The organism is Streptomyces sp. NBC_01210, from assembly GCF_036010325.1.
Lineage (GTDB): Bacteria > Actinomycetota > Actinomycetes > Streptomycetales > Streptomycetaceae > Streptomyces.
The window spans coordinates 6199641-6219493 of record NZ_CP108549.1 but is presented as its reverse complement, the minus strand read 5'-3'; the positions used below and the strand labels follow the sequence as shown (position 1 = coordinate 6219493).

Sequence of the window (19853 nt, the reverse complement as noted above, 5' to 3'; positions counted from 1 at the left end):
AGCGGCAGGGCCCCGTCGCGGTGACGGGGCCCTGCCCTTAGGTCACTTGGTGTTGATGACCTTGTCGATCGCGGCGTCCGCGGCCTTCGCGGCGTCCGCCACCGACTTCTTGCCGGTGCCGATCTGCTGCAGCATGGTCTTGAGGGTCTGGGCCTTCTCGACCTGACCCCAGCCCGGTGCCATCGGGACGAACCAGTTGGACTCGGCGGCGGTGGCCGGGACCACCGTCTTCGGGTCGTTCTTCAGGGTCGCCAGGTCGGTCTTGTTGTTGGGCAGGTTGCCCTTGGCGAGCAGACCCTTCTGGCCCTGGGCGCCGGTGAAGGCGTTGATCCACTCGGCCGCGACGTCCTGCGCCTTGGACTTGACCGGGACGGCCAGGTCGGAGCCGCCGAGGAAGACGGGAAGGGCCTTGCCGTTCGGACCGGGCATCACGAAGTTCTCGAGCTTGTCGGCGAGTTTGCCGACCTTGTCGTTCTTCGGGTCGGCGGCCGTGCCGCCCTCCCAGGCCGCGCTGAAGATGGTCGCGGACTTGCCCTGGCCGAAGACGACCGGACGGTCGGACTCGTCCTTCGTCTTGTCGCCGTGCATGTACTTGTCGAGGATCGACTTGTACTCATTGAGGCCCTTGAGGGACTCGGGCGAGGAGAGGTTGGCCTTCCACGTGTCGCCGTCCTTCTTGGCGATGGAGCCGCCGGCGTCGTAGACGAAGGACATCGCGGCGTACCAGTCCGGCGAAGGCTGGTACCAGGCGCTGAACTTGTCGCCCTTCTTCTCCTGGATCTTGTCCAGGGCGGCGGTGAGCTCCGCGTACGTCTTCGGGGCGGCCTTCACGCCGGCCTCGGCGGCGATGTCCTTGCGCCAGGTGCCGACACGGCCACCGGCGTAGTACGGGACACCGTAGGTCTTGCCGTCGTACGTGACGGACTCCTTGAGGCCGTCCAGCCACGCGTCCGACTGCTCGAACTTCTTCGGGTCGACCTCGGCGAACGCGCCCTTGGTCATGTAGCCGAGCATCTCGGTGTTGCCCATCTCGACCACGTCCGGAGCCTTGTCCGTGGCGAGTACGGCGTCCAGCTTGGCGTTCTTGTCCGGCCAGCCGTAGTACTCGTGCTTGATCTTGATGCCCGGGTGCTTCTTGACGATCGCGTCGTCGGCGGACTTCACGAGATCGGGCCAGTTGTTCTGGGCGTCCACCGTCAGCCAGACGGTCAGCTCCTTGGCGTCGCCGCCGCCGGCCTTGTCCCCGCCCTTGTCCGAATCACCACAGGCCGCAAGGCCGATCATCATGCCCGCGACGCCTACCGCCGCGATGAGCTTGCGCTTCACGCCACCCTCCTCAGGGATGCCTGCAACCCCCCTGCCCACCGCGAAGACATACGACGAGTACTGCTCGTGGGGCTGGGACCTGGTCTTTAATGGTTTAGACCAGTACTCGGGAGCTTGGCCTAGACCTTTAGGGGTGTCAAGGGTGTATAAGAAGGGCTGTCACCTCCGTTATCGGACCGACACCTGAGGGAGGTCGACGACCCGTGACCGGACCGTGCCACCATGTGAGCCGCAACAGACGGAGGAGCCGGTGACGGCAGCAGCACAAGAGTCGGGAAGGCGGGCCATGGCCACGGACGGGGGCGGCACCGAGACCGAGGGCGGGGCACAGACCCGTACCGCGCGCGTGCCCAAGTACTACCGGCTGAAGCGCCACTTGCTGGACATGACGGAGACCATGCCGCCCGGCACGCCCGTGCCGCCGGAGCGCACACTCGCCGCGGAGTTCGACACCTCGCGTACGACGGTGCGCCAGGCGCTCCAGGAACTGGTCGTCGAGGGCCGCCTCGAGCGCATCCAGGGCAAGGGCACCTTCGTGGCCAAGCCCAAGGTCTCGCAGGCCCTGCAGCTCACCTCGTACACCGAGGACATGCGGGCCCAGGGCCTCGAGCCCACCTCGCAACTGCTGGACATCGGGTATGTCACGGCCGACGACACGCTGGCCGGACTGCTGGACATCTCGGCCGGCGGACGGGTGCTGCGGATCGAGCGGCTGCGGCTGGCGAGCGGCGAACCGATGGCGATCGAGACGACGCATCTGTCGGCCAAGCGCTTCCCGGCGCTACGACGCAGCCTGGTGAAGTACACCTCGCTCTACACGGCGCTGGCGGAGGTGTACGACGTCCATCTGGCCGAGGCCGAGGAGACGATCGAGACCTCGCTGGCCACGCCGCGCGAGGCGGGGCTGCTCGGTACGGACGTGGGCCTGCCGATGCTGATGCTGTCGCGCCACTCGCTGGACGCGCAGGGCGAACCCGTGGAGTGGGTGCGCTCGGTGTACCGGGGCGACCGGTACAAGTTCGTGGCGAGGCTTCAGCGCCCCGCACCCTGAACCGCACCCTGACCCGGTCCCTGAACCGCGGTCCGACCCGCACACCCTGCCCCGCCGAGGTTCATCGGCACAGCGCCGCAACTGCCGTTGCGGCGCTATGTCATGTTTGCGGCCACCGTGCCCGGGCGCGACGCGAAGTCGTTGCCGTACCGATATGCGGACGGGGGGTGACTCGGTTCGAAAGCCTCGCCTACATTTCCTGCGCATTACAGGTACAGGTGATCAGCGAGGGGACGGAGTCGCCGTATGTCAGCAGAGCCTGAGGCGCCAGAAGCGCCGGAAGTGCCTGAAGTTCCTGAAGCGAAACCACCGGTCATCACGCCGGTGCGCGCGATCGTCGCCCTCTGCCTCTTCGCGCCGTTTGTGGCAATGCTCTGGGTCAGTTCGTATGCGAAGACCGAACCGGCCTTCATCGGGATCCCGTTCTTCTACTGGTACCAGATGCTCTGGGTGGTCATCTCGACCGCACTCACCATGATCGCTTACCAGCTGTGGCAGCGTGACCAGCGCGCCCGCAAGGGAGGTGCGTCGAAGTGAAGGACGGCGTGAACGGCGTCGCACTCGGCGTCTTCATCTTCTTCTTCCTGGCCGTCACGGTCATGGGCTTCCTGGCCGCGCGTTGGCGCAAGGCCGAGAGCGAGAGCCTCGACGAATGGGGCCTGGGCGGCCGTTCGTTCGGCACCTGGGTCACCTGGTTCCTGCTCGGCGGCGACCTGTACACGGCGTACACCTTCGTCGCCGTCCCGGCGGCGATCTACGCGGCGGGCGCGGCGGGCTTCTTCGCCGTGCCGTACACGATCCTCGTCTACCCACTGATCTTCACCTTCCTGCCGCGGCTGTGGTCGGTGTCGCACAAGCACGGATACGTCACCACCTCGGACTTCGTACGCGGGCGCTGGGGCTCGAAGGGGCTCTCGCTGGCGGTCGCCGTCACCGGCATCCTGGCGACGATGCCCTACATCGCGCTCCAACTCGTCGGCATCCAGGCGGTACTCGATGTGATGGGCGTCGGCGGTGGCGAGACGACCAACTGGTTCGTCAAGGACCTGCCGCTGCTGATCGCCTTCGGTGTGCTGGCGGCGTACACCTACTCGTCCGGTCTGCGGGCGCCGGCGCTGATCGCCTTCGTCAAGGATGCGCTGATCTACATCGTCATCGCGGTGGCGATCATCTACATCCCGATCAAGCTCGGCGGCTTCGACGACATCTTCGCGAAGGCGGGCGACGCGCTCTCGCAGATCAACCCGGCGACGGAGAAGCCACGGGGCGCGCTGGCGCCGGGCGAGGCGGGCCAGTGGGGTTACGCGACGCTGGCGCTGGGCTCGGCGCTCGCCCTCTTCATGTATCCGCACTCGATCACGGCGACGCTGTCCTCGCGCAGCCGTGATGTGATCCGCCGCAACACCACGATTCTGCCGCTGTACTCGCTGATGCTGGGTCTGCTGGCGCTGCTCGGGTTCATGGCGATCGCGGCCGGCATCAAGGTGCAGAACGGTCAGCTGGCGATCCCTCAGCTGTTCGAGACGATGTTCCCGGACTGGTTCGCGGGTGTGGCGTTCGCGGCGATCGGCATCGGCGCGCTGGTACCGGCGGCGATCATGTCGATCGCGGCGGCGAATCTGTTCACCCGGAACATCTACAAGGACTTCATCAAGCCGGACGCGACGCCCGCGCAGGAGACGAAGGTCTCCAAGCTGGTCTCGCTGCTGGTGAAGGTGGGCGCGCTGGTCTTCGTTCTGACGATGGACAAGACAGTGGCGATCAACTTCCAGCTCCTTGGCGGCATCTGGATCCTCCAGACCTTCCCGGCTCTGGTCGGCGGCCTGTTCACGCGCTGGTTCCACCGCTGGGCGCTGCTGGCGGGCTGGGCGGTCGGCATGATCTACGGCACGTCGGCGGCGTACGGAGTCGCGAGCCCGACACAGAAGCACTTCGGCGGCTCGTCGGCGGAGATCCCCGGCCTCGGCGAGATCGGCTACATCGGCCTCACGGCGTTCATCCTGAACGTGGTGGTGACGGTGGTCCTGACGTTCGCCATGCGGGCGCTCAAGGCCCCGGAGGGCGTCGACGAGACCAGTCCGTCGGACTACACGGCGGACGCGGGCGACGCGGGCGTCCAGGTGGAACTGCCGCCGGCGACGGCAGGGGTGAGTCACTGACAGTCGGGCCGGCGTGAGGGCCGTTGCGTTTCCCGGGAGGGGCGCGACGGCCCTTGGCTGTTGGGCGGGCAGCAAATCAAGCCCCGCACATCAAGCCACAACGGCGATTGAGGCGCGGGGTCCGGGGCTGAGATCCAGACCGTCCCCGGGATCACCTTGCTCCCTTACGCGTTGGAGCCGCAGTGCGCCATGACACAACATGTGGGGGGTGCCGCATCAAGCGGCCCCCACATGTATGCTCATGGTCGCTGTCGACGCAGGGGAATCCGGTGCGAATCCGGAACTGTCCCGCAACGGTGTGATGCGGTGCGCTTTGTCGTACCCCGCCAGTCCGAGGACCTGCCGACGGTGCACCCGGCTCGACCGAACCGGGTGCCGAGACGTCCGGGCCTCGCGGTTGGGCCGGTGGACGCCGTGCGGTGTGCTGCCCTTCGACGGGTACGTACGCCCGTACCGGCCTCCCCTCCCCCGCCGGCCCAGAGCCGAGCGAGGGAGAGCACCACGTGACCATCGCGCCAGCCGATCCGGCTTCAGGCATCTCCGAGCAGGTGGCCGACGGCCCCGGGACCGCACTGCTGCGGACCCTGACGGACCTCACCGCCGATCTGCCCGACACCGACCCCGGACGTGTCGCCGCCGCCGCACTGCGCGGCCGGCACGCCGGGTCGGACGCGGCCGAGCTGCGGAGCCTCGCCACCGACGCGGCCGCGGGGCTGATCTCCGAGGACCCTGCCTACTCGCGGCTCGCCGCCCGCCTGCTGACCCGTCATATCGCGGACGAGGCAGCCGGACAGGGCGCGGTGGCCTTCTCCGCATCCGTCGCGGTCGGGCACCGCGAGGGCCTGATCGCGGACCGTACGGCAGAGTTCGTGACGCTGCACGCCGCGCGGCTGGACGCCCTCGTCGACCAGAGCGCCGACGACCGCTTCGGCTACTTCGGTCTGCGCACCCTCTACAGCCGCTATCTGCTCCGGCACCCGATCACCCGTCAGGTCATCGAGACCCCGCAGCACTTCATGCTGCGCGTCGCCTGCGGCCTCGCCGAGGACGCTTCGGTCCGTGCCCTGGACGAGGTCGCCGCGCTGTACGGCCTGATGAGCCGCCTCGACTACCTCCCTTCTTCGCCCACGCTCTTCAACTCCGGCACCCGCCACCCGCAGATGTCGTCCTGCTATCTGCTGGACTCGCCGCTGGACGAGCTCGACTCGATCTACGACCGCTACCACCAGGTGGCCCGCCTTTCGAAGCACGCGGGCGGCATCGGCCTCTCCTACTCCCGTATCCGCTCCCGCGGTTCGCTGATCCGGGGCACCAACGGCCACTCCAACGGCATCGTCCCGTTCCTCAAGACCCTCGACGCCTCGGTCGCCGCGGTGAACCAGGGCGGCAGGCGCAAGGGCGCCGCCGCCGTCTACCTGGAGACCTGGCACTCCGACATCGAGGAGTTCCTGGAGCTGCGCGACAACACCGGTGAGGACGCCCGGCGTACGCACAATCTGAACCTCGCGCACTGGATCCCCGACGAGTTCATGCGCCGCGTCGAGGCGGACGCCGAATGGTCGCTGTTCTCGCCCGCGGATGTGCCGGAGCTGGTCGATCTGTGGGGCGACGAGTTCGACGCGGCGTACCGCAAGGCCGAGGCCGCCGGTCTCGCGCAGAAGTCCATGCCGGCCCGTGACCTTTACGGCCGGATGATGCGGACGCTCGCCCAGACCGGCCAGGGCTGGATGACCTTCAAGGACGCCTCCAACCGCACCGCCAACCAGACGGCGGAGCCGGGCCACACGGTCCACTCCTCGAACCTCTGCACCGAGATCCTCGAGGTGACGGACGACGGTGAGACGGCCGTCTGCAACCTCGGCTCGGTCAACCTGGGTGCGTTCGTCGCCGAGGGCGGAATCGACTGGGAGCAGCTCGACGAGACCGTCCGTACCGCCGTCACCTTCCTCGACCGTGTTGTCGACATCAACTTCTACCCGACCGAGCAGGCCGGCCGCTCCAACGCCAAGTGGCGGCCGGTGGGCCTGGGCGCGATGGGCCTCCAGGACGTCTTCTTCAAGCTCCGCCTGCCCTTCGACTCGGCCGAGGCGAAGGCGCTCTCCACGAAGATCGCCGAGCGGATCATGCTCGCGGCGTACGAGGCGTCCTGCGACCTCGCCGAGCGCAACGGCCCGCTGCCCGCCTGGTCCCGGACGCGCGCGGCCCGTGGCGTGCTGCACCCCGACCACTACAACGTCGAACTGAACTGGCCGGAGCGCTGGGACGCGCTGCGCGCCCGGGTCGCCTCGAGTGGCATGCGCAACTCCCTGCTGCTCGCCATCGCGCCGACCGCGACCATCGCCTCGATCGCAGGTGTCTACGAGTGCATCGAGCCGCAGGTCTCCAATCTCTTCAAGCGCGAGACACTCAGCGGTGAGTTCCTCCAGGTCAACGGCTACCTGGTGGCGGAGCTGAAGAAGCTCGGCGTCTGGGACGCGCAGACCCGTGAGGCGCTGCGCGAGTCCAGCGGCTCGGTGCAGGGCTTCAGCTGGATCCCGGCCGACGTCCGCGCGCTGTACCGCACGGCGTGGGAGATCCCGCAGCGCGGCCTGATCGACATGGCGGCGGCCCGTACGCCGTTCCTGGACCAGAGCCAGTCGCTGAACCTCTTCCTGGAGACGCCGACGATCGGGAAGCTCAGCTCGATGTACGCGTACGCCTGGAAGCAGGGGCTGAAGACGACGTACTACCTGCGCTCCCGGCCGGCGACGCGGATTGCCCGTGCGGCCGGCTCCGGCGCTGCGGCGACCGCCGCCTCCATCCCCGTACAGCAGTCGTCGGCCCCCGACGCGGACGCGATCGCCTGCTCCCTCGAAAACCCCGAGTCCTGCGAGGCCTGCCAGTAATGACCACCCCGAACACCGAGAAGAACCTGCTGGACCCGGGCTTCGAACTGACCCTGCGTCCGATGCGCTACCCGGACTTCTACGAGCGCTACCGCGACGCGATCAAGAACACCTGGACCGTGGAGGAGGTCGATCTCCACTCCGACGTGGCCGACCTCGCCAAGCTCTCCGCCGGTGAGCAGCACATGATCGGCCGGCTGGTCGCGTTCTTCGCGACGGGTGACTCGATCGTCTCCAACAACCTGGTGCTGACGCTCTACAAGCACATCAACTCCCCGGAGGCGCGGCTCTATCTGAGCCGTCAGCTCTTCGAGGAGGCGGTGCACGTCCAGTTCTATCTGACGCTGCTCGACACCTATCTGCCGGACCCGGACGACCGCGCGGCCGCCTTCGACGCGGTCGAGGAGATCCCCTCCATCCGCGAGAAGGCCCAGTTCTGCTTCAAGTGGATGGACTCGGTCGAGAAGATCGACCGGCTGGAGTCGAAGGCCGACCGCCGTCGCTTCCTGCTGAACCTGATCTGCTTCGCGGCGTGCATCGAGGGCCTGTTCTTCTACGGCGCGTTCGCGTACGTCTACTGGTTCCGCTCCCGCGGTCTGCTGCACGGTCTGGCCACCGGCACCAACTGGGTGTTCCGGGACGAGACGATGCACATGAACTTCGCCTTCGAGGTCGTGGACACCGTCCGCAAGGAGGAGCCCGAGCTCTTCGACGATGCGCTCCAGCAGCAGGTCACCGACATGCTGAAGGAGGCCGTCGAGGCAGAGCTGCAGTTCGGCCGCGATCTGTGCGGCGACGGTCTGCCCGGTATGAACACCGAGTCGATGCGCGAGTACCTCCAGTGCGTCGCCGACCAGCGGCTGACGCGGCTGGGCTTCGCTCCGGTGTACGGCTCGGAGAATCCGTTCTCCTTCATGGAGCTGCAGGGCGTCCAGGAGCTGACCAACTTCTTCGAACGCCGTCCTTCCGCCTACCAGGTGGCGGTCGAGGGCTCGGTCGGCTTCGACGACGACTTCTAGACCCTTCGAGACCTTTGAGGACCGTTCCAGACCATGTGAATACGGGGGACGGGGGCTGAACGGCCGGGCGGATGCCTTCTGCGCATCCGCCCGGCCGTTTCAGTTTTCGCACGCGATGCGCACCGGCGTCGAAACCGAGCTGACAATCAGCGGGCGCGCTGGTCAATGAGTACGGCCAATCCGTCCAGGATGCGCTGCAGGCCGAACTCCCATGCCTGGTCACCCTCGCCGGGCCGAGCCGCCGAGGCGAGCGCAGCGGTGAGGGCGGGGAAGCGCTCACCGTGTGCCTGCATCAGCTCTCCGAGGATGGCGCCCAGCTGGGCTTCGGGGTTGCCTGCCGGACCTGCCGCGCGGGTCTGCTGGACGATGGCGCGTACGTGTCCGGCCAACAGGACCGCGGCATCCATCCGCTCGGCGCCGCTGAGGCCCGTATCGTCCAGCGCCGAGATAGCCCGCTCCATCCAGGACAGCTCCGCGGGACCCATGACCCGCGGCCCGACGGTGGCATCCAGCGCCCATGGGTGCCGGCGAAAGACAGCGATCAGTCGACGAGCCCAGTCCTCGAGCCGGTCCCGCCAGCCGTCATGCCGCTCAGCCCCGGTCGGGTACGGGCCGAGCCCGGCGTCCACCATCAACGCGACCAACTCGGCCTTGCCCGGCACATACCGATACAGCGCCATCTTGGTGACGTCCAGCAGCGCGGCGACCCGTTGCATGGACACAGCGCCCAAGCCCTCGGAGTCGGCGACCTCGATCCCGGCCCGCGCGATGCGGTCCAGGTCAAGTGTCGGTTTGGGGCCTCGCGCGGGCCTGGGGTGGGGTCCCCACAGCAGCCGCATCGTCTCGACGTGCTTGTCACCCATGCGTGTCGCCCCTCCTGTCGAGCCTTGTGGACCTGCCCAGCCTTGTGGATCTGCCCAGCCTTGCCGGGTCCACCGAACTGTGTCTATCGTACACAGTGACTACAGTGTCCACCGGATACAGTTTCAATGGGGGGATCCATGATCCAGAACGTCCTCATCTCCGGCGCGAGCATCGCCGGTCCGGCGTTGGCCTACTGGCTGGGGCGCCACGGCTTCAGGCCCACAGTCGTCGAGTTGGCCCCGGCCCTGCGCGACGGCGGCCAGGCCGTCGACTTCCGCGGCGAGACGCACCTGACCGTGCTGGAGCGGATGGGTGTACTGAACGATCTGCGCCGGATCCAGACCGGAGGCAGCCCGATGCGCTTCGTCGACGACGACGGTCGGCAACTGCTGTACCTGCCTGCCGAGTTCGCTGGCGGTGGCATAGAGGTGCTGCGCGGTGATCTGGCCCGGGTGCTGCACAAGCACAGCCTCCCCCGGGCCGAGTACATCTTCGGCGACTCGATCACCAACCTCACCGAGAACTCGTCCGGCGCACAGGTCGACTTCCGGCACGGAGCCTCACGCACGTTCGACCTGGTGATCGGCGCGGACGGGCTGCACTCCAACGTCCGCCGCATCGCCTTCGGTCCGGAGAAGGACTATGTGAGCCACCTCGGTTACTACGCGGCCACCTGGCAGCTCTCCAACTACCCGGGCCTGGCGAAGGGCTCGGTCTGCTACAACGCTCCGGGCCGACTCGCCTCCTTCGGCGCCGACCACCGGGACCCCGAGCAGGCAGGGGCCTTTTTCGTCTTCGCCGCGCCTCAGGTGTCGTACGACCGTCACGACCTCGATCAGCAGAAGGCGCTGATCACCAAGGCCTTCACCGGCCTCGGCTGGGAAGTGCCGCGACTCCTCGAATCCCTGCAGCAGGCGCCGGACCTGTACTTCGACTCCATCAGCCGGGCGGACGTGGACACCTGGTCCACGGGCCGGATCGGTCTCGTCGGAGACGCCGCGTTCGGGGCCACCATCGGCGGCATGGGAACGGGGGCCGCGGTGGTCGCCGCCTACGTACTGGCCGGCGAACTCGCGCGGGCCAAGGGCGACCACCGGGTGGCCTTCACCCGCTACGAGAGCAGACTTCGGCGGTACGTCACGGGCTGCCAGAAGGGCGGCGACCGCACCGGAAAATTCCTCGCCCCCGGCACCAGGACCGGCATACGCGTGCGCAACAGCCTATTGTCCCGGCGCCTGCTCATGAACGGCATGCTCAAACTGGGAGAGAAGGTCAGCAGCGTCGCAGCCCTGCCCGACTACCGACCGAGCCCACTCGCGCCAACGGACGCCGCGTGACCCGCGACTGCACCTCGAGTTGCCGCTCGACGAGCTGATGGGGTCCTTCCTCGACGAGCTGCCCGGCCCGGTGCAGCTGACGGTCGATGGCGCGCTCCCTGGCGTGTCCGACAAAGGCGGGAAGCGTGATCAGTCCGAACAGGACGAGTACGAAGAGGTAGCTCAGGAAGGTGTTCATGACATCCACTGTCGTCCTTCCGCGCCGAAGAAGTCAGTGGCAGGACTGTCATCAACCATCGAATTACTGCCACACTGATTCCATGCTGAAAAATGTGGCTGCCGTCCTGCTGGACGAGGTGCACCCCTTCGAACTCGGCGTCGTCTGCGAGGTGTTCGGCCTCGACCGCAGCGACGAAGGACTGCCCGTCTACGACTTCGCCGCGGTCTCCGCCGAGGGCCCCACCCTGCACACCCATGCCGGGTTCACCATCAGCACTCCGTACGGCCTCGAACGGCTGGACGAGGCCGACCTGATCGCCGTCACCACCGGCGGCTCGTACCCCACCCGCGGCTATCCCGACGAACTCCTCGACGCACTGCGCCGCGCCGTGGACCGCGGCGCCCGTGTGCTCAGCGTCTGCTCCGGCGCGTTCGTCCTCGGTGCCGCGGGACTGCTCGACGGCCGCCGCTGCACCACCCACTGGCGGCATGCGCAGGCGCTGGCCCGCCGCCATCCGCGGGCCCTCGTGGACCCCGATGTGCTGTACGTCGACGAGGGGCCGGTGATCACCTCGGCCGGCACCGCTGCGGCGATCGACGCCTGCCTCCATGTCGTACGCCAGGAGCACGGCCCCGAGGTCGCCAACAAAGTCGCCCGGCGGATGGTGATCCCGCCGCACCGCGACGGCGGGCAGGCGCAGTACATCGAGCGCCCACTGCCACGCACCCCCTGCGACACCGTCGGCGACGTGCTGTCCTGGATGGAACGGCATCTGGACCGCGAGATGACCGTCGAGCAGCTCGCGGCCCGTGCCCATATGTCACCGCGCACCTTCGCCCGCCGCTTCCAGCAGGAGACGGGGACCACTCCGTACCGCTGGCTGCTGCGCCAACGGGTACTGCTGTCACAGGAGTTGCTGGAGTCGACGGACGAGACGGTGGATGCGATCGCGGGCCGCGCCGGCTTCGGGAACGCGGCGGGGCTGCGCCACCACTTCCTCCGTACGCTCGGCACCACACCGAACGCGTACCGCCGGACCTTCCGAGGCCCGGTGCGCGACGTCGCGTGAACGCCCGAGGGCCCCGCTCGCTGTGAGCGGGGCCCTCGGGCGTACGCAGAAGGATCAGGCGTTCGGGACGGTCTCGTAGCGCGGCGTGCCCTCTTCCATCTGCCGCAGTGCGTCCTTGCGGTCCCGCTTCGAGAGCCGGTCGATGTACAGGTATCCGTACAGGTGGTCCGTCTCGTGCTGCAGGCAGCGGGCGAAGTACCCCGTGCCACGCACCTTGATCGGCTTGCCCTCGGCGTCCTGTCCGCGCACCACCGCGTAGTCGGGACGCGCCAGCGCCGCGTACGCCGTCGGGACGGACAGGCAGCCCTCGTTGGCCTCGTCCAGGACACGGCGCTCGGCCGGCAGCTCCTCGAGCACCGGGTTGCAGACGACGCCGACGTGACGTACGCCTTCGTCGTCCATGCAGTCGTAGACGAAGACCTTCAGGTCCACGCCGATCTGGTTGGCGGCCAGGCCCACGCCCTCCGCCGTCCGCTGGCTGGCGAACATGTCGTCGATGAGAGCGGCGAGCTTGTCGTCGAACTCGGTGACGTCCTTGCACTCCTTGTGGAGCACCGGATTGCCGACGACCGTGATCAGGCGCGAGGTGCCACGCTCGCGGTACGCCAGCTCGCGCTCCTCGCAGTCTTCCGTGTCCACGACGAAACCATCGTTGACCTGCTGGTCCGTCTCCTGCTGCGACGCCATGTCAGCCGTACGCCCTTCTCAGTACCCGATGCTTGCTCATTCTGTGTCCGTACAGCCTACGGCCAGGGGTCAGCAGACTTCCTCGAGATCCCGCCACTCACGGGAGTCCGGGCTGTCCGCGACCCAGCTGTCCAGCAGGCCGCGTACGAGCCCGGCGGGCGCCGCGATGCCGCACTCGCGCTCCGGGGACCACAGATCGCCGGCCGTGCGATGGCCCAGCGGCCCCGGGTGTCCCGGCTCGCTGTGGTCGTGCGGGTCGAGGTGCTCGCCCTCGCCCTCGGCACTGGGCATACGGCTCTCGGAACAGGCCCGGCACAGCAGCCGCACCGACGAGGACCAGTCCTCGGCTGCGAATCCGGCGTCGGCGGCGAGCTGCTCCAGGGCGTCCCGGTCGGCCTCGGTCGCGGCCTCGAGCAGGACCACCCAGGTGGGTACGGGCGAGGGGGCCCAGAGCTCGATCTCGTCGAAGACGGGGTAGGACGGTCCCGCGGTGGTGGTCCGCTCACCGTGGGGCACTCCGTCGTGCAGGACGACCTCGCCCCAGCGGCGCCCGGAGGACGGCAGCGGGATGGAGAGCACTTCTATCCGTGCCGGGTCGAGCCTGCGGCCCCACACCACTTCGGCCTCGCCCTCGGGCGAGAGACGGACGGCCGCACTTCCCAGCTCCATGCCGACCGGCTCGCCGTTCGCGGCGGCCGCACCCGGCACCTTGAGTCCGTAGGCCTGCCAGGAGCGACGGGCCAGCGGCCAGTCCTGCAGTGCGGTGGCGGCGATTCCGACGTTCCACCAGTCGGGGGCGCCGGTCTCCTTGTCGAGCAGGGCGACGGCACGCAGTCCTGCGGCGCGCGCCTGCTCCCAGTCGTGCCGGAACTTGTGCAGCAGCGCCAGGTTGAACCAGGACTCGGAGAGCCAGGGCTCAAGGTCCGCGGCCCGTGTCAGCAGCGCTCCCGCGTCCTCGTACCGCCCGTCGCCGATCAGCGTGAACGCGCGGTCGGTGGCCTGCCGCCAAGAGGCGGAGGGCCGATGCCGTACCTTCCCGAAGATCCTCACGATTCCCGCCTGCCGGTCGCTCGGGTCAGTGCCCCCGGACACCCTCTTCTTCGCATCCAACCATGCCCGGTCACAGGCTCGCTCATTACCCATGGGTTACCCAGGTGGGACCGGGGCCAGACCGCCTCGTGCGAGGACTCTGGCAAGCGATTCGACAACCTCCGGCTGGTAGTCGTGGGCGGTGCCGAGCCGCAGCCGTTCGAGTGCCGTGAGCGCCCCGCCCGCTGTTCCTCCGCTTCCCCCGGTGAGATCGTCGTATGCGTTGACGGTCCGGACGATCCTGGCGGGCAGCGGCTGTTCCCGGTACGGATCTGCCTGGCGCTCCACGACGACGGCGACGGCCACGGGGACGCCGGTCTGGCGGACGACGGCTCCGCCGAGGAGCGCGATACGTCGCTGCTCGGCGGCGGGCAGCAGAGCGGTGGCGCCCTCCGGTACGGGGTCGACGAGAGAGAGCTGGCCGATGTCGTGCATCAGCGCCGCGTACTCCAGAACGGTCAGATCGGGCCCGGAGAGCCCCAGCTCGCGCCCGACGGCGGTGCTGAGCGCGGCGACTCGGCGGGCGTGGCCGGACTGGGTGTAGCCGGCGATTTCGGTGGAGCGGGCGAGGGAGGCGATGGTCTGCCGGTTGGTGGTCCTGACCGCGGTGTAGCGCCGGAAGGACAGCTGGGTGAGCAGGAGGGGTACGCAGAACACAGGAAGCGCCCACAGCCCGGCGACGGCGACGGCGAGCGCCATTACGGCTCCGGTGGCGCAGACGGCGGAGCCGATTCCGAGGAGGGCCCTCAGCTCGTCGCGCAGCAGCGGCCCGTACGGAACGGGGGTACCTCCCATGCGCTTGGCGCTGTGGGGGAGGGTGCGGGCGCGCAGCATCGCGGCGGCTATGACCGCGTCGCACAGGGCGGTCAGTCCGAGCAGGACGAGGAGGAAGACCGCATGGTATGCCCCGTGCCCGATGACTTTTCCCAACTCGCCCGAGTTGTACAGCGGCTGGAAGCACACGGCTGCGAACCCGACGGTCAGCACCCGACGCGCCACATGATCGAGCGCGGGCCCGCTCCCGCGCGCCACATGCGGTACGGCGCCGACGAGCGCGGCGGCGACGACGACGGCGACGACCTGGAGGACACCATGGGTGGTGGGCTCCCCCGCGCACTCGCCGAGCAGCGCATACGCGAGCGCCCCGGCGGCCGCGAGTGGCGCCGGCTCCCGCTCGCCGGGCAGGGCCCCCCACCGGACGAGTTCGCCGACGAGAATGAGGGCACCGAAGGCGAGGGCGTTCCCGGGCTCGTCCACTCCTTGCCACGCGGTCCAGGCCAGCCCGGCCCCGATGAGCAGGGCGGCGGCGGTGTACAGGGCGCCGACGATGACGCCGGGCCGCCGTATCACGCCACACCCGCTCTCACCCCGGGCCACCCGCCGCACCGTCGTCGCGCCCGGGCACTGCCACGGGCGGCGGCTCCGGCTGAGGCGGCACGTTTCCTCGCAGGTCCGGCCCACGCGCCACCCTCGCAGACTCGCGCGCCACTGCCGCCGGCTGGTCCGAGGTCACCGCCACCGGCTGGTCCGAGGTCACCGCTACCGGCTCGTCCGACATCACCCCCGCCGGCTCGTCCGACGTCACCGCCGTCTCCCAGCCGTGCCGATCCAGCGCCTTGGCCAGCGCCCGCACCATCTCCGGGTCGAACTGCGTCCCCGCGCACCGCCGAAGCTCCTCCAGCGCCACCGCCACCGGGCGGGCCCGCCGGTACGACCGGGTCGAGGTCATCGCGTCGAACGCGTCCGCCACAGCCACCACCCGCGCGAACTCCGGGATCTGGCCCCCGGCCAGCCCGTACGGGTAACCGCTCCCGTCCAGCCGCTCGTGATGGTGCAGGATCGCCGCCCGCGCCTCCCCCAGGAAGCCGATGCCGCGCACCATCTCGTGCCCGTACTCCGGATGCAGCTCGATCACCCGCCGCTCGTCCGGCGTCAGCGGACCGTCCTTGCGCAGCACCCGCGTCGGCACCCCGAGCTTGCCGACGTCGTGGAGTATCCCGGCGAACCGGAGCACCTCGAGCCGCTCCTCCTCCATGCTCAGTTCGCGCGCGATCAGCACCGACGCACGCCCCACCCGCTCGCTGTGCCCGCGGGTGTACTTGTCCTTGATGTCGACGGCCTGCACCAGCGCCCGGATGGTCGCCTGATGGGCGGCGCGCTCACGGTGGTACTGGGCGAAGATCCAGCAGGAGATGTACATCGGCAGCAGGACGAAGAGCGCGGAGAGCGGCCCGTACGGGCTGCGCCACAGCACCGCCATCATCAGTCCGGCGAGTCCGTGCACACAGTGCGGCGCCGCCGAGCGCACCAGCATCCCGCGCCAGGCGGTCCGTACGGGCAGGCGTTCCGCGGTGGCCAGGATGCCGACGTCGAGCGCGGTCAGCACCAGGCAGAAGGCGAGCGCACCGGCGGCCGCCGGCAGCAGCGCGTACGGAAAGTCCGGTGCCCGCAGTGTCCGCTCACCATTCAGCAGCAGATACGCCTGTGCCGCGCCCCAGGTCGCGAGCGCGAGCTGCGCGGCGCGCCAGACCCGGCGCACTCCGGCCGGGCGCCGGTCGACCCGCCCCAGCAGCGCACCGGGCACGGCGACGAGCGCGGCCGCGGCGGGCGGCAGCAGAAAAGCGGCGGCGAGGAGTACGGGGAAGAACGATCCGGCAGCCACCGGCACGGAGTCGCCGAGGTAGCGGCAGCGGGCGGGCAGCTCGCACACGGCGTAGAGCCCGGCGAGCATCAGTACGGCGCTCCAGGGGGCCTCGGCGACAGGCCGCGGCACGGGCAGTACGGGCGGTACAGGCAGTGCAGGCAGTGCAGGCAGTACGGGCAGCGCACACGCCACAGCGCCCAGTACGGCGCACAGAATGTACGCGCGTGCCGCCGTCGGTATGGCCTTCACTGCCCTGCACCCCCCTCAAATCGAGCGCCTAGGCTAGCGAGTTGAGGGGTGTACGGCGGCCGGAAGCCTGCGATTCGCACCTACGGGTGACATACGAACAGGGTGCGTCGCGACAACCGCGACACACCCTGTTCGTATGTACGAGTGCGCCTACTCCTGCGCGATGCTCGGCAGCTCGGCGCCGGAGACCGTCACATCGTGGTCGGGCACGGCCTGCCCGGACCGGATCAGATCGATGCGTCCCATGACCTTGGCCCGCAGATCGCTGGGCACGTCGTCATGTCCGCAGCAACGCTTCACCAGCTTCTTCACGGCCTGCTCGAGCCCGTACTTCTCCAGGCACGGGGAGCACTCCTCGAAGTGCACCTCGAACTTGGTGCAGTCGCTGTCGGGCATCTCGTGGTCGAGAAACTCATAGAGATGGTCCAGGACCTCTGAGCAGTCCGTCTCGTGCGGCTCTCCGCAGCTCATGAGCCTGAGCCTTTCGCTTCGTTCGACTCTCCTGCACCGGCCGGGACGAGCCCGCGCTCGCGGGCGTAGTCCTCCAGCATGCCGCGCAGTTGACGGCGGCCACGGTGCAGCCTGGACATCACTGTGCCGATGGGTGTTCCCATGATGTCCGCGATCTCCTTGTACGCAAAGCCCTCTACGTCGGCGAGGTAGACCGCCATGCGGAACTCTTCGGGGATCGCCTGGAGAGCCGCCTTGACGTCCGAGTCCGGCAGATGGTCGAGGGCCTGCGACTCGGCGGAACGCAGCCCGGTCGACATGTGCGACTCGGCGCGCGCGAGCTGCCAGTCCTCGATCTCCTCCGCGGCGCTGCGCTGGGGCTCGCGCTGCTTCTTGCGGTAGGAGTTGATGAAGGTGTTCGTGAGAATCCGGTACAGCCACGCCTTGAGGTTCGTGCCCTCACGGAACTGGTGGAAGGATCCGTACGCCTTGGCAAACGTCTCCTGCACCAGGTCTTCGGCATCGGCCGGATTGCGCGTCATGCGCAGCGCGGCCGAGTACATCTGGTCGAGGTACCCGAGGGCGTCCCGCTCGAAGCGGGAATTGCGCTCGGCGGTCGTCTCCTCGGACTGCTCCGCCTGGCCGTCGTCGGTCCCTGCGTCGGTCCCAGTGACCGGACCCACCTCCTCCAACGATGTGGCGAGGCCGAATGCCGACCCGCTCGAATCGGAGGATAGACGACGATCCGCTCCGTCCGCCGCCCGAACAGGGGCGGTCTTCGCCGCGGAAAGCACCGTCCACTCCAGGTCAGCGGCGTGCGAGCGGCTCGGGCAGATGGTCGAACCCATGCGACGGACTCCCTACTCAATGCACCATGCTCTGTTTCTCCGACATCCGCCACAACAGTGCCCGTACGCTCAGCATTCCCGGAGTCCGCGGGCCCAGCCGGCGACCGCATCCGTGATGATGCCCACCACCTCGGCCTCGGCCATCCCCGCCCTCTTGGGCACGCCGAACCCGTGATCCCCGTACGGGACTTCCACAAGCTCGTACCCCCCCTCGGGGAACTCTCCGGGCTTGCCGAAGGGATCATTCCCGCCCTGTACGACGAGGGTCGGCACCCCGGCGCCGAGGAGCTCGTCGGCGCGGGACTTCTCGGGCCTGCCGGGCGGATGCAGCGGAAAACTCAACGCGAGCACGCCGACGGCGCCGAGCTCCTGGGCGGTCCGGCAGGCGACCCGCGCCCCGGCACTGCGCCCACCGGCGACGACGGGCAACCCAGGCTTCTGCAGCGCGGGCCAGACCCCGCGCCACCCGACGTCGAGCGTCTTGGGCGCGGGCGCGAGCTTCTTCCCCGCCACCCGCCACGGCTGCTCGACGAGCGCGACCGTGATCCGCTCCTGGGGCAGGACACCGGCAATCCCCTGCAGATCCCGCGCCTCGATGCCACCCCCGGCCCCGTGACTGAGCGCCAGCACAAGCCGCGCCCGCTCGGCCGGGTACCAGGTGACGCGGGCGTCCCCGGCGGCTGTCTCAATGATCTCGATCCGACTCACAAGCCCCATCCTGCCGCTGCCGGGGCGCGGGGGTTGTGTGGTGGGGGTACGGGTACCGCTGCGGCTCCCTCGAACGGCAGCAGCTCCTCGCTGCGGGGGAGCGAGGGTGGTGTCGTAGCGCGCCGCACGCCTGGCGGCCATGGCCAAGAGCGAGCGCTCGGTGGACACCGCCCGGCGGCCGTCCGGGCGCGCTGCTGCCGCGACCGCGAACTCTGCGGCGTACGAGCCCGGGGCCGGGGTCGACGACCTGCCGCCGGACGCGCGGCACGAAGACGCCGGTCCCTGGGGACGCGCCCGCAGGACAAACCCGCCGCCAGGCCCCGCGGCGTGCAGCTGCCGCTCGCCGAGGTGCGGGGCCCCGGGCCCCGCCGTCCCGCGCCTCGCCGTCCCGCGCCCCGCCGTCCCGCGCCCCGGGGGTCCGGGGGCTTGCCTCCGGTATCGGGAAGGGGCGGGGCTGGGGAGTACCACCCCCCGGTCAGAACAGCGTGCCCACTTCCGGCCCCGACAGCTCCTCCAGCAGCTCCGGCCCGTTGTTCCGGACATTGCTGACCGCCGTCGTCACCGGATACGCCCTCATCAGCCCACCCGGCGGCGGCTCCAGCAGCCCACGCAGCTCCTCCACATCCGTCCTGGACGGGTCCAGCCACGCGTCCCACCGGTCCGGCATCAGCATCAGCGGCATGCGCGGGTGGATGTCCGAGAGCGACCGCGGGCCCTCCGCCGGGGCCACTCCCAGCGGTCCCGTCTCCGCCTCCGTCGTGATCACCGAGCAGGTCACCCACCACGCCTGCGGATGATCGTCCGGCAGCGTGCGATCACGCCAGAACTCGTACAGGCCGGCCATCGCGAACACCGACCCGTCCGACGGCGTCACGAAGTACGGCTGCTTCCGCGGCCGCTTCTTCTTCCCCTCGACCTCCAGCTCCCGCTCCCCCGCCCCGGTCACCCACTCGTAATAGCCGTCCGCCGGCAGAATGCAGCGCCGGGACACGAACGGCCTGCGGAACGACGGCTTCTCGTGCACCGTCTCCGCCCGCGCGTTGATCATCCGCGCGCCGCCCTCCGGCGACTTCGCCCACGACGGCACGAGCCCCCACTTCAGGCCCCGCAGCTGGCGAACCGGCCGACGGTCTTCAGCGTCCTTAACAGGGCGTTCGAGAATCGCGTAGACCTCCTTCGTGGGGGCCACGTTCCAGTCGGGCGCCAGCGTCTCCTCCGGCTCCCACTTCTCGACCTCGAAGAGTCCTGCGAGATCCTCGGGTCTACGACTCGCTGCATACCGTCCGCACATGAGTGCCACACTGCCAC

18 protein-coding genes and 1 riboswitch are annotated in these 19853 nt (G+C 69.2%); of the genes, 7 read left to right on the top strand and 11 right to left on the bottom strand.

Annotation, left to right across the window (positions count from 1 at the left end; genetic code table 11):
- Positions 1 to 42: 42 nt before the first annotated feature.
- Positions 43 to 1326 carry an extracellular solute-binding protein gene (locus OG735_RS28445; protein WP_327325983.1) on the bottom strand — a complete coding sequence of 428 codons (1284 nt, stop codon included), beginning with the start codon at positions 1324 to 1326 and terminating at the stop codon, positions 43 to 45.
- A 286-nt stretch (positions 1327 to 1612) separates the two neighbouring features.
- Between OG735_RS28445 and OG735_RS28440 the strand changes: the two genes are divergently transcribed.
- From OG735_RS28440 to OG735_RS28420, 5 genes are all read left to right on the top strand, one after another.
- Positions 1613 to 2377, top strand: coding sequence for a GntR family transcriptional regulator (locus tag OG735_RS28440; protein ID WP_327325982.1), 765 nt, complete (start codon positions 1613 to 1615; stop codon positions 2375 to 2377).
- Between the two features lie 246 nt (positions 2378 to 2623).
- Positions 2624 to 2914 carry a DUF3311 domain-containing protein gene (locus tag OG735_RS28435; RefSeq protein ID WP_327325981.1) on the top strand — a complete coding sequence of 97 codons (291 nt, stop codon included), beginning with the start codon at positions 2624 to 2626 and terminating at the stop codon, positions 2912 to 2914.
- A complete protein-coding gene (mctP, locus tag OG735_RS28430) occupies positions 2911 to 4536 on the top strand; it encodes a monocarboxylate uptake permease MctP (protein WP_327325980.1) in 1626 nt (541 codons plus the stop codon). The genes OG735_RS28435 and mctP overlap by 4 nt, the downstream gene beginning before the upstream one ends.
- A 225-nt stretch (positions 4537 to 4761) precedes the next feature.
- A riboswitch (cobalamin riboswitch) is annotated at positions 4762 to 4897 on the top strand.
- Between the two features lie 142 nt (positions 4898 to 5039).
- Positions 5040 to 7421: a ribonucleoside-diphosphate reductase subunit alpha gene (locus OG735_RS28425; protein ID WP_327325979.1), complete on the top strand. Its 2382-nt coding sequence runs from the start codon at positions 5040 to 5042 to the stop codon at positions 7419 to 7421.
- Positions 7421 to 8440 (top strand): ribonucleotide-diphosphate reductase subunit beta, encoded by a 1020-nt coding sequence (locus tag OG735_RS28420; RefSeq protein ID WP_327325978.1) that lies wholly within the window; start codon positions 7421 to 7423, stop codon positions 8438 to 8440. The genes OG735_RS28425 and OG735_RS28420 overlap by 1 nt, the downstream gene beginning before the upstream one ends.
- 146 nt (positions 8441 to 8586) lie before the next feature.
- Here OG735_RS28420 and OG735_RS28415 read toward each other — a convergent pair whose 3' ends face one another.
- Positions 8587 to 9303, bottom strand: a complete 717-nt coding sequence (locus OG735_RS28415; protein WP_327325977.1) for a TetR/AcrR family transcriptional regulator — start codon at positions 9301 to 9303, stop codon at positions 8587 to 8589.
- A gap of 138 nt (positions 9304 to 9441) precedes the next feature.
- Between OG735_RS28415 and OG735_RS28410 the strand changes: the two genes are divergently transcribed.
- Complete coding sequence (locus OG735_RS28410) at positions 9442 to 10641, top strand: FAD-dependent monooxygenase (protein ID WP_327325976.1); 1200 nt, start codon at positions 9442 to 9444, stop codon at positions 10639 to 10641.
- Here the strand turns inward: OG735_RS28410 and OG735_RS28405 are convergent.
- The gene (locus OG735_RS28405) at positions 10577 to 10819 is read right to left on the bottom strand and encodes a hypothetical protein (RefSeq protein WP_327325975.1); all 243 of its coding nucleotides are present in this window, start codon (positions 10817 to 10819) and stop codon (positions 10577 to 10579) included. The genes OG735_RS28410 and OG735_RS28405 overlap by 65 nt on opposite strands.
- Positions 10820 to 10901: 82 nt before the next feature.
- Between OG735_RS28405 and OG735_RS28400 the strand changes: the two genes are divergently transcribed.
- On the top strand, positions 10902 to 11870 hold the full coding sequence (locus tag OG735_RS28400; RefSeq protein ID WP_327325974.1) for a helix-turn-helix domain-containing protein: 969 nt from the start codon (positions 10902 to 10904) through the stop codon (positions 11868 to 11870).
- 54 nt (positions 11871 to 11924) lie between these two features.
- On the opposite strand, the gene def is transcribed toward OG735_RS28400, so the two are convergent.
- From def to OG735_RS28360, 8 genes are all read right to left on the bottom strand, one after another.
- Positions 11925 to 12557 (bottom strand): peptide deformylase, encoded by a 633-nt coding sequence (gene def, locus OG735_RS28395; protein ID WP_327325973.1) that lies wholly within the window; start codon positions 12555 to 12557, stop codon positions 11925 to 11927.
- Positions 12558 to 12626: 69 nt separating this feature from the next.
- Complete coding sequence (locus OG735_RS28390; protein ID WP_327325972.1) at positions 12627 to 13607, bottom strand: tetratricopeptide repeat protein; 981 nt, start codon at positions 13605 to 13607, stop codon at positions 12627 to 12629.
- 96 nt (positions 13608 to 13703) lie between these two features.
- Positions 13704 to 14996, bottom strand: a complete 1293-nt coding sequence (locus OG735_RS28385; protein WP_442812505.1) for an HD-GYP domain-containing protein — start codon at positions 14994 to 14996, stop codon at positions 13704 to 13706.
- Positions 14997 to 15009: 13 nt separating this feature from the next.
- Positions 15010 to 16539 carry an HD-GYP domain-containing protein gene (locus OG735_RS28380; protein ID WP_327325971.1) on the bottom strand — a complete coding sequence of 510 codons (1530 nt, stop codon included), beginning with the start codon at positions 16537 to 16539 and terminating at the stop codon, positions 15010 to 15012.
- Positions 16540 to 16689: 150 nt separating this feature from the next.
- Positions 16690 to 17010 carry a mycothiol system anti-sigma-R factor gene (gene rsrA, locus OG735_RS28375; RefSeq protein ID WP_327325970.1) on the bottom strand — a complete coding sequence of 107 codons (321 nt, stop codon included), beginning with the start codon at positions 17008 to 17010 and terminating at the stop codon, positions 16690 to 16692.
- Positions 17007 to 17672, bottom strand: a complete 666-nt coding sequence (locus OG735_RS28370; protein WP_327325969.1) for a sigma-70 family RNA polymerase sigma factor — start codon at positions 17670 to 17672, stop codon at positions 17007 to 17009. Before OG735_RS28370 ends, rsrA begins: the two co-directional genes overlap by 4 nt.
- A gap of 234 nt (positions 17673 to 17906) precedes the next feature.
- On the bottom strand, positions 17907 to 18554 hold the full coding sequence (locus OG735_RS28365; protein ID WP_327325968.1) for an alpha/beta hydrolase family protein: 648 nt from the start codon (positions 18552 to 18554) through the stop codon (positions 17907 to 17909).
- A gap of 466 nt (positions 18555 to 19020) precedes the next feature.
- Positions 19021 to 19836, bottom strand: coding sequence for an SOS response-associated peptidase (locus OG735_RS28360; RefSeq protein WP_327325967.1), 816 nt, complete (start codon positions 19834 to 19836; stop codon positions 19021 to 19023).
- Between the last annotated feature and the right edge of the window lie 17 nt (positions 19837 to 19853).

What these genes read in the sequence shown, in the direction of transcription:
- OG735_RS28440 (WP_327325982.1), top strand. Translation starts at nt 1,613, where the DNA reads ATGGCCACGGACGGGGGCGGCACCGAGACCGAGGGCGGGGCACAGACC.
- OG735_RS28435 (WP_327325981.1), top strand. Translation starts at nt 2,624, where the DNA reads ATGTCAGCAGAGCCTGAGGCGCCAGAAGCGCCGGAAGTGCCTGAAGTT.
- OG735_RS28420 (WP_327325978.1), top strand. Translation starts at nt 7,421, where the DNA reads ATGACCACCCCGAACACCGAGAAGAACCTGCTGGACCCGGGCTTCGAA.
- OG735_RS28415 (WP_327325977.1), bottom strand. Translation starts at nt 9,303, where the DNA reads ATGGGTGACAAGCACGTCGAGACGATGCGGCTGCTGTGGGGACCCCAC.
- OG735_RS28410 (WP_327325976.1), top strand. Translation starts at nt 9,442, where the DNA reads ATGATCCAGAACGTCCTCATCTCCGGCGCGAGCATCGCCGGTCCGGCG.
- OG735_RS28405 (WP_327325975.1), bottom strand. Translation starts at nt 10,819, where the DNA reads ATGAACACCTTCCTGAGCTACCTCTTCGTACTCGTCCTGTTCGGACTG.
- OG735_RS28400 (WP_327325974.1), top strand. Translation starts at nt 10,902, where the DNA reads ATGCTGAAAAATGTGGCTGCCGTCCTGCTGGACGAGGTGCACCCCTTC.
- def (WP_327325973.1), bottom strand. Translation starts at nt 12,557, where the DNA reads ATGGCGTCGCAGCAGGAGACGGACCAGCAGGTCAACGATGGTTTCGTC.
- rsrA (WP_327325970.1), bottom strand. Translation starts at nt 17,010, where the DNA reads ATGAGCTGCGGAGAGCCGCACGAGACGGACTGCTCAGAGGTCCTGGAC.
- OG735_RS28365 (WP_327325968.1), bottom strand. Translation starts at nt 18,554, where the DNA reads ATGGGGCTTGTGAGTCGGATCGAGATCATTGAGACAGCCGCCGGGGAC.
- OG735_RS28360 (WP_327325967.1), bottom strand. Translation starts at nt 19,836, where the DNA reads ATGTGCGGACGGTATGCAGCGAGTCGTAGACCCGAGGATCTCGCAGGA.